The organism is Loigolactobacillus zhaoyuanensis (assembly GCF_003946385.1).
GTDB lineage: Bacteria > Bacillota > Bacilli > Lactobacillales > Lactobacillaceae > Loigolactobacillus > Loigolactobacillus zhaoyuanensis.
In genome coordinates this window covers 1-9,041 of sequence record NZ_RHOE01000081.1, presented here as the reverse complement: position 1 = coordinate 9,041, position 9,041 = coordinate 1, and the positions used below count along the sequence as shown (strand labels likewise).

The following is a 9,041-nucleotide window of genomic DNA, read 5'->3' as shown; positions in this document are numbered from 1 at the left end:
ATTAACTTTAGCCGTATCGAACTGGATTCAATATTATAATGTCACACGAATCAAAACAAAACTGGGTGGTAAGAGCCCGGTTAAATACCGTGTTCTTACCACCCAGAAAGTCGCTTAAAGTTTCGTCCAATATTTGGGGTTCACTTCATAACCTTATTTTTGTAATCCTTTTTAGGCAGTTTGTTTAGTTTCGGCCCAATATTTCAATAGATAGATATTGATCGCGGAAAACAATACGATCATAACGGCGAGGATGCCGCTGAAACTGTAAATGCTGGGGATGATATTGGCATCATACTGACCCATTAATAGTGGTGCGACCATTTTTTGTAATAGCGTCTCGCCCCAAGCTAGAATTTTCAATAAGATGAAGCCGACGACTGCATACAGAATGAAGTAAACGAAGCGTGAGCGCACTTCTGGGAGCCAGCTGCTAATGGTGCGACCGACTAAGTGAACTAAACTGATAAAGGTCCAGCCGTACAAGTTCAGCGCCAGCATGACGACCAAGCCAGCGGCGGCGAAGCCCCAAGGTTGAGTGCTCAGGCCGGCTTGGATGAAGCTAGTCCAACCGCCTAAACTGCAGAGGGCGGTGATCACGATTTCGATCACTAAAAAGTAAAGTAGATCAAGCAGGGTTGAGCCAAGATTGACCAAATACAGACGCAGGTCGCTGACCGGCAACAGGCGAAAGACGTTGCTGGTCCAAATGTGCTCGGTGCGTTGCGCCAGTAAAACGAACAAAATCATGCCGGCGAGCACGCCATAAGAAATCGTGGTCACGGCAATGCTAGGCCAACTAAATTGGCGCTGCCACAGCATGCTCAAGCCTGTCAGAACGGCGCCTAACAGTTGCAGGCCGACGACTATGTGCACGCTGCGGCTTTTCTGTTTAAATAAGGTGGTGATCAGTGGCCATGTTTTAGTCATTTTGTTTGCCTCCTTCGTAAATCGCTTCGTAATAATCTTCGATACTTTGGCCGTATTCTTCGCGGATCGTTTCGGCTTGGGCGGTGGCGACGACGTGTTTATCCTTGATCACGGCCACTGAGTCGAGTAAGTTGGCGATGTCGTCAACGTGGTGGTCACTGATCAGGATCGTGGCGTCGTCGGTTTTCCACTGCAAAATACTGGCGATGATCTTTTTGCGGCTCATGCCGTCGATGCCGTCAAAGGGTTCGTCCAGCAGATACAGCGGCACTTGGCGGGCCAAGGTCAGGGCGATGATGAATTTTTTGCGGTTCCCTTTGGACAGTTGCTGCAGGCGTTTGTGCAGGTCTAATTCGAGAAAGGCGACCAACTCTTGGAATTGTGCCGCAGCAAAGTCGGGGTACAGCACTTGATAGTCGTGGACGATCTGGCTCAGGCGGGCGTGGTTATTGGCGCCGTCTAATTGGTGGCTAAAGCTGACTAATTGTTTGCGTTGCGCCGCGCTGGTTTGGTCAGCGACTGTGATCGTGTTGTGGTGGTCGTGGGCGACACCGCTGATCAGGCGCATCAATGTCGTTTTACCGGCGCCGTTTGCTCCCAGTAGGCCAACAATGCTGCCGGCGGGGACGGTCAAGTTAACGTCGGCGAGAATGCTAACGAGATTTAATTTATAGTTTAAATGCTGAATGTTCAAAATATCGGTCATGAGTTACGCTTCCTTTCGTTGGTCGATATAGTCCTGTAAATACTGGACCATTTCGGGTGGTGAGATTTTCAAAGTGATCAATTTGTCGTACAATTCGCTGAACTGGGCGGTGACCACCCGCTTTTTCAGCGCCACCAGCAACTGAACGTCGGTGGTGACAAAGTTGCCTTTGCCGCGCTGAGTCACCAGCACGCCTTCGCTGATCAACTCGCTTAGCGCCCGCTGGATCGTATTAACGTTGACCGTCAGCGTGACCGCTAGTTGCCGGATCGCCGGTAATTTCTGGCCAGCCTTGAGATTTTCGCCGATAATTTCACCATAAATGTACTGTTTGATCTGATAATAGATCGGCACCTTATCGTTGAAGTTCATATTGGCCCTCCTTTTTAAACACGTTTTGGTTATATAATACTATAGTGAACTAATTTACTATTACACTATAACTTTTGCTGATGAATTTGGCAAGTCATTTTATTTAATTTAGTGACAGAAATTAGGCTCACTTTGCGTATATTAAAGGTAGCAGGTTAATCTGAATAGTTGACAGGTAGGTTTTTATACGCATAATTATAAGTGTAAAGGCTTATCGGATAGGAATATCCAATAAGCTTAAGCCTAAACAGTTAGAAAAAATAGTTTTACAACAGGGATTCGTTCGCGTCAATATTACCGTGCCTGAATATCTGCGTGATGCGGCCAAAACACAGGAAGTTGATAGTTCTAAATTGGCAACGGCGGCATTGGTACGGCGTTTACAGGCGTAAATATATCGTTAGGAGCTGGGTGAAATGAAGCACAATCGGGAAAAAGTGGAGCGGATGTTAGATCAGATCAGCGCGGCGTATGGGGATGCCGCAGTTGCGCAACGGCCTGAATTGCGGCAGATATTGCTGCAGGCGGCTACGCAACTGGATAAAAATGGTGAATATCAGCTGGCGGCGACTAAGTTGTGCAAGGCAATTGCGCTGTATTATTGGACGCACCAGCAGGATTTTCCGGCGGCGGTCGGCGTGCTGCACCAACAATTAAAAGGGGAAGCAGTGAAATATGATGCCACTGCCGCGGCGGCGATCATGTTGCCGGTCTGGTTTTAAATGTAAATTTGGGTGCTACTATTTGCCTAGCAAAGTTAATGTGCTATAGTAGTAGCGGCAATTTACAGAGAGCGGCGGAAAATAATATGCAAGAAAATGATGAAATATTGAATCCCTTGGCGGTCAATACTGCGGTGAATTATTTATGCCAGCAACGGCAAACTGATCCGTTGGCGGCGATTGCTAAATTGATCACGGCGGTGGCAGCGTATCGAGTAGAAAAATTTGTTGATGATCGTGATCTCTATCAAGCGTCGGTTTGCTATGCCGATTTAACTGCCGGCGAACGGCGAATCGTTCGCGAGCGTTATTTAGCTTACGTCCAGCAGGAGCAACGAGCAAGCGCAAGCCATGACCACTGTTCAGCCGGCGGGTTGAGCTAAGTCAATTTAGGTGACGTTGCACCGTTAATAGTTAATAAATAAGTAATGGCTGGTGACATAATTTAGGTTATGCCACTTTTTTTGACCTTAATGTTAGCTAAATCGACGTAAAACGTATGTTCGATTTAAACTTGCAATTCAACAGCTAATCAGCTATACTTAATGGATAGAAGAACGTTTGTTCGATTACGGAAGGATGAGGCCAACATGGCAACAAAGCATACAATAACCCCAGTGCACGAAATTACCGATAGTTCCGATCGCAAGGCGGCTTTGGACAAAGCGCTGAATAAGATCACTAAAGATTTCGGTCAGGGTGCCATCATGCGCATGGGTGAAAAAGCCAGCGCCGAAGTCCAAACAATTTCCAGTGGTATTACTTCATTAGATATTGCATTAGGCGCTGGCGGTTACGCTAAAGGGCGGATCGTCGAAGTTTATGGCCCAGAATCATCTGGTAAGACAACTCTAGCCTTAGCGGCGGTGGCGGACGTGCAAAAAAATGGCGGCACCGTTGCTTATATTGATGCCGAAAACGCTATGGATCCTGAATACGCTCAACATTTAGGCGTTAATATCGATGAACTTTATTTATCGCAACCAGGGACGGGTGAAGAAGCACTACAAATCGTTGATGAATTGGTTCGTAGTGCCGCATTGGATCTAATTGTCGTCGATTCTGTGGCGGCATTAGTACCAAAGGCCGAGATCGAAGGCGATATTGGTGACAGCCATGTCGGCTTACAAGCCCGCCTTATGTCACAAGGTCTGCGCCGCTTGGCTGGTGAATTGAACAATGCTAAAACCGCATTGATCTTCATTAACCAATTGCGTGAAAAAATTGGCGTCATGTTTGGTAATCCCGAAACCACTCCCGGTGGTCGGGCGTTGAAGTTCTACGCTACCCAACGGATCGAAGTTCGTCGTGGTGAGAAAATCAAAGATGGTACCGAGATCATCGGTAATCAAATTAAAATCAAAGTCGCTAAAAACAAAGTCGCGCCACCATTTAAAGTTGCTTTGATCCAAAACTTTTATGGCAAAGGCTTTTCTAAAACCGGCGATACTGTTGGCTTGGCAACTGAAGCGGATATTATTCAGAAATCCGGCGCCTGGTATTCCTACAATAATGGCCATATTGGTCAAGGACTGACGAATACGATCAATTATTTGGATGAAAATCCAGCGGTCTTAAGCGAGATCAACGCTAAGGTGCGCGCACATTATCTGGATGAAAAGCAGCCGGCTGCGCCCGCTGATGGTAGCGAAGCAACGGCTGAGCAGACAAAGTAAAGTAAGCTAAATTTGATGATAAGTTAAAAAGTAGCGCAGAATTTTCTGCGCTACTTTTTTTTATCGAATGCTGTTATGCCACGTTGGTTATGGGACTAAGCGAACGATGTTTTTTTGGCTTTCCAAGCTTCTAGTTTAATGTTGACCCAGAAACTGTAAATACCGATAGCGAGCAGCAGCCACTTGATCCAATTGTCAAATAGGTCCAGTGTGGAGCCGTGAAACTGCATACGCTGACCGTCGATGATTTTCCAGCCGTACATCAGCGTTAATGCCCACGGGTAACAGATGCCCAGTGTACACACGGTGACGATGGTGCCAAGAATACTCCCCCATTCAGCTGTAGTAAGCCGCCAGCAAAAAAAATGACGCGCGCCCGTTTTTTATTTCCATTGTTTATCCGCCCAGATAAGTGGTGATTGCGGTGCTGATTCAGTTTACCCTAAATGAACGGTGGTAATCAATGCCGTGATAACAGGCCATAGCGATTGTGGCTATTATTTTAAAGTAATTCGTCCATCTTTTAAATGACAAGTTAGCGGTAAAATTCAAAACTTTCACAGAGCGCCCCATATCCATGTAACAGCGTTTAAGTTATAATTATCTGTATGTGGTTTGATACGTATAAATAGTATTACTTACTTATTTCACACAAATAAAAGTACGAAGTTTAATCATAGATGTAGAAAGAGGTTTCGTTTTGAAAAAAGTCATTGAAGTCGTTGGGGCAATTATTGTCGATAATGGGAAGATTCTCTGTTTGCAGCGGGGGCCGGAACGGTCGTTGGCAAATTACTGGGAGTTTCCAGGAGGCAAAATTGAACCGCATGAAACGCCAATTGATGCGTTGAAACGGGAATTAACCGAGGAATTATTAATCGCGGTTAAGGTTGATGACAAAGTCTATGAATCGACGCAATATGAGTACGATTTTGGGATTGTTCATTTAACTACCTTTGTTTGTCATTTAATCAGTGGGCAGCCTAAATTAACCGAGCACATTGATAGCAAATGGTTGCCGATCACTGAATTAAGTACCTTGACTTGGGCGCCGGCCGATGTGGCGACTGCCAATAAATTAATTAATAACGGATTATAAGAGGTGCAACATGGACGCGTTAGAGCAATCGCTTAAAAAAGCTTTTATTGATCAGAATATTGAAGGCTCCTATTATGATCCTAAGCTAATCATTAATCAGCCGCAACAGAAGGAATTTTTGTTAAATACATTGCAAGAGGAGATTGCTACCTGTCGTGATTTCTTCTTTTCGGTTGCATTTGTCACGCAAAGTGGATTGGATACGATCAAGGCTCAATTAGCAGATTTAGCCCAGCGACATGTTAATGGCAAGTTGTTAACGTCGACTTATTTAGCATTCAATAATCCAGAAGTCTTTAAATCATTGCTAACGATTCCTAATTTGGAAGTTCGAATTTCCCAGCGTGAAGGTTTTCACGCCAAAGGCTACTTATTTACTCAAGCAGATTACTATTCCTTTGTGATCGGTAGTTCGAATTTAACGATGAATGCGTTAAAAGTCAATTATGAGTGGAATATTCGACTGACCTCATACGAGCAAGGTGAAGTAATTGAACAAATTCGTGATCATTTAACAAGCGAATGGGCACAAGCAGTACCTTTAACGACTGACTGGATCGCTGATTACGCGCAGCACTACCAACCGCTGATGAAACGTGCACCACAGTTGCCTGCAGTTGCTGAAGATAAACAAGCCTACATTGTACCGAATAAAATGCAACAAGTTGCCTTGAAAAGTTTGGCTGAATTACGGGCCAGCGGAGCCAAGAAAGGCCTAGTTATTTCTGCGACTGGGACCGGTAAAACCTATTTAGCGGCTTTTGATGTTCAGCAGGCTAAGCCGCAGCACATGCTATTTATTGTGCATCGTGAACAAATATTGAATAAAGCTAAAGAATCATTTATGCAGATTCTCTCTGACGAACCAGCCGAAAATTTTGGTATTCTATCCGGTAATCAAAAAGAAACCCAAGCGAAATACTTGTTTGCTACGATCCAAACGATTTCCAAGCCGGCCTATCAGGAGTTATTCGCTAAGGATTATTTTGATTACATACTGATTGATGAAGTCCATAAGGCTGGTGCCAAATCGTACTTGAATGTGTTGGCTTACTTCACGCCTGACTTTTTACTGGGGATGACTGCGACTCCGGAAAGAACTGATAATTTCAATATTTTTGAATTATTTGACTACAATATCGCTTATGAGATTCGGTTACAAGAAGCGTTGGAAGAAGATTTGCTGTGTCCGTTTCATTATTTTGGGGTTTCTGATTATGAAAAAGACGACATGGTCATTTCGGAAACCACTGACTTGCAGTACTTGACGAACAGAGAACGGGTGGACTTTTTATTAGATAAGATCAATTATTATGGCTGTTCACATAATACGCCGAAAGGGTTGATCTTTTGTAGCCGTAAGGATGAAACCAAAGCATTGGCCCGCTTATTTAATGAACGCGGTATTCCCAGTGCCTATCTGACTGGTGAAAATTCAGTTGCCGAGCGCGAGGCTCAGATTACACGCTTGGAAAATGGCGATATTAATTATATTTTCACCGTGGACGTTTTCAATGAAGGCATTGATGTACCGAAAATTAATCAAATTATCATGTTGCGTAACACCCAATCAAGTATTATTTTTGTGCAGCAGCTAGGGCGGGGTTTACGCAAGGATAACTCGAAGGATTTTGTCACAATCATTGATTTTATTGGTAATTATAAAAATAATTACATGATTCCAATGGCACTTTCTGGCGATACTAGCCGGAGTAAAGATCGTTTGCGCAAAGGTACTTTTGATACCAACTATATTTCCGGACTATCTGCTATAAACTTTGAAGCAGTGGCGAAAAAGCGGATCTTTAAGTCGATTGATGATGCCAAACTGGATTCAATGCGGGAATTAAAACAAACCTATGGTGATTTTAAAAATCGCTTGAATCGGGTGCCGTATTTAACTGATTTCAGTCAACAAGCAATCCTTGATCCACTGGTAATCGCCAATAAATTTGAGTCTTATTATTCGTTCCTCGCCAAGATTGGCGATAATGAAGGCACCATAACTGAGAAGCAAAATAAGTTTTTATATTTTTTGTCCCGTGAGCTATTGCCGGGAATGCGACAACACGAAATTGTTTTATTGTCAAAATTAATTGAAAGTGATCACGCGTTACGTAAGCAAGATTTAGCCGCGCTTTTTACTGATTGTCATTTGATTCATGATGCCACCACGATTGACTCGGTGCTGGCTACCTTATCGCTAACCTTTTATACAGGCGGTTTGAAGAAAGCCTACGCTGGTGCAGCGATGGTCCAACAAGAGGCTGATCAGATCGAGTTAACTGCTAATTTTCGCTCCGCGCTGCAAAACGATTACTTCAAAAAACTAGCGGTCGATCTGCTGAAAGCTAGTTACTATAAATCTGAACAGTTTAGCCAAACTGAAGCCCTAACCCGCTATGCCAAGTACCGCCGGCGGGACGTGCTGCGCCTGTTAAATTGGTCGGAACAAATGGTTGATCAAAATATTGGCGGCTATGTGGCCAAAGATGGTAAATTCGTTATTTTTGTCACTTTGGAAAAAGGGACTGACTTCAAAGGCGCGCAAATGGCTTATGAAGATGAATTACTTGATAATGCGACGATGCATTGGTTTACTAAATCACCGCGCACGCTTGCATCACCAGAAATAGCAAAATTACGCGATCCCGCACATTGGACGGTCTATCTTTTCGCAAAGAAATCTGACGACGAAGGTGCTGAATTCTATTATTTAGGTGAGGTCAAGTCACAACCAGAAACGATTAAGCAGTTGGAGAAACCAATTCGTGATGGCAAGACGCGGAATGTGGTGGCGATGGACTTGCAGCTGATGGCACCACTGGAGACGGAATTGTATAAGTACTTGCGGTAGAGTAGCTAAATATAAATCGCGTTTTTCGGTTATAATATAAACATGAGTTTTAAAACTGGAGATGAGTATTCTGGAGTACGAGCAGATCCGGCAAGAAATAATGAAATTTCGCGATGATCGTGGTTGGCAAAAATATCATAATTTAAAAGATCTAGCATTATCTCTAAATTTAGAGGCCAGTGAAGTATTGGAAATTTTTCAATGGAAAAGTAATAATTACGAACTATCTGAGGTAGAGCATAGACATTTGGAAGATGAATTAGCGGATACTTTAATCTATGCTTTTTATATGTGCGACAAACTAGGCGTTAATCCATATGAAATTATTCAGAATAAGTTAAATGTGAATAAGAGTCGTAATTGGAATTTTGATGATTGATCGGGTGATAAGATGACAAAGTTGCATATGATAGAAACAACATACGACAAGTTATTTGACCAGAAACTTGGTGATTCTAATGATCAAGCTAACTATTTCATCAATAAATTTCCGGTTCTCTATGTTCTATATACTTTATCAAAAACAAAAAAAGGCCGAGTTTACAATTGAAGTGCAACACCCAATGAACTAGACCAACTATAGACAAAAAGGCCATGAAGACCTATTCTTATAATCGCCAAGAAAATAAGAGAGTAGGTGCCTTCATGACCCAATCCCAGAGTACCATGTCTAGCCATT

10 protein-coding genes and 1 pseudogene are annotated in these 9,041 nt (G+C 43.4%); 7 read left to right on the top strand and 4 right to left on the bottom strand.

The genetic code is table 11. The features are described from left to right. Positions 1 to 118 (top strand): IS3 family transposase (locus EKM76_RS11825; protein ID WP_164507606.1); only part of this gene is annotated, 118 nt, incomplete at its 5' end. 53 nt (positions 119 to 171) lie between these two features. On the opposite strand, the gene EKM76_RS11820 is transcribed toward EKM76_RS11825, so the two are convergent. From EKM76_RS11820 to EKM76_RS11810, 3 genes are read right to left on the bottom strand one after another with little or no spacing between them, the layout of a single operon-like run. Beyond that, complete coding sequence (locus tag EKM76_RS11820; protein WP_125550829.1) at positions 172 to 930, bottom strand: ABC transporter permease; 759 nt, start codon at positions 928 to 930, stop codon at positions 172 to 174. Continuing rightward, positions 923 to 1,636 carry an ATP-binding cassette domain-containing protein gene (locus tag EKM76_RS11815; protein ID WP_125550828.1) on the bottom strand — a complete coding sequence of 238 codons (714 nt, stop codon included), beginning with the start codon at positions 1,634 to 1,636 and terminating at the stop codon, positions 923 to 925. The genes EKM76_RS11820 and EKM76_RS11815 overlap by 8 nt, the downstream gene beginning before the upstream one ends. Before the next feature lie 3 nt (positions 1,637 to 1,639). Further along, positions 1,640 to 2,008, bottom strand: coding sequence for a GntR family transcriptional regulator (locus EKM76_RS11810; RefSeq protein ID WP_125550827.1), 369 nt, complete (start codon positions 2,006 to 2,008; stop codon positions 1,640 to 1,642). Between the two features lie 416 nt (positions 2,009 to 2,424). Between EKM76_RS11810 and EKM76_RS11805 the strand changes: the two genes are divergently transcribed. From EKM76_RS11805 to recA, 3 genes are all read left to right on the top strand, one after another. Continuing rightward, complete coding sequence (locus tag EKM76_RS11805) at positions 2,425 to 2,730, top strand: bacteriocin immunity protein (RefSeq protein ID WP_125550826.1); 306 nt, start codon at positions 2,425 to 2,427, stop codon at positions 2,728 to 2,730. A gap of 86 nt (positions 2,731 to 2,816) precedes the next feature. Then, entirely contained in the window at positions 2,817 to 3,113 is a 297-nt protein-coding gene (locus EKM76_RS11800; RefSeq protein WP_125550825.1) for a hypothetical protein, read from the top strand. 207 nt (positions 3,114 to 3,320) lie between these two features. Next, a complete protein-coding gene (gene recA / locus EKM76_RS11795) occupies positions 3,321 to 4,406 on the top strand; it encodes a recombinase RecA (protein WP_125550824.1) in 1,086 nt (361 codons plus the stop codon). Between the two features lie 95 nt (positions 4,407 to 4,501). On the opposite strand, the pseudogene EKM76_RS11790 reads toward recA, so the two are convergent. Beyond that, positions 4,502 to 4,799 (bottom strand): annotated as a pseudogene (locus EKM76_RS11790) (hypothetical protein). Positions 4,800 to 5,106: 307 nt separating this feature from the next. On the opposite strand from EKM76_RS11790, the gene EKM76_RS11785 reads away from it, so the two are divergent. The 3 genes from EKM76_RS11785 (at position 5,107) to EKM76_RS11775 (ending at position 8,741) form a co-directional block, all read left to right on the top strand. Then, positions 5,107 to 5,505, top strand: coding sequence for a (deoxy)nucleoside triphosphate pyrophosphohydrolase (locus EKM76_RS11785; protein ID WP_125550823.1), 399 nt, complete (start codon positions 5,107 to 5,109; stop codon positions 5,503 to 5,505). Positions 5,506 to 5,515: 10 nt separating this feature from the next. Further along, positions 5,516 to 8,362: a DUF3427 domain-containing protein gene (locus EKM76_RS11780; RefSeq protein ID WP_125550822.1), complete on the top strand. Its 2,847-nt coding sequence runs from the start codon at positions 5,516 to 5,518 to the stop codon at positions 8,360 to 8,362. A gap of 100 nt (positions 8,363 to 8,462) precedes the next feature. Beyond that, the gene (locus EKM76_RS11775; RefSeq protein ID WP_225417930.1) at positions 8,463 to 8,741 is read left to right on the top strand and encodes a nucleotide pyrophosphohydrolase; all 279 of its coding nucleotides are present in this window, start codon (positions 8,463 to 8,465) and stop codon (positions 8,739 to 8,741) included. Positions 8,742 to 9,041 lie beyond the last annotated feature (300 nt).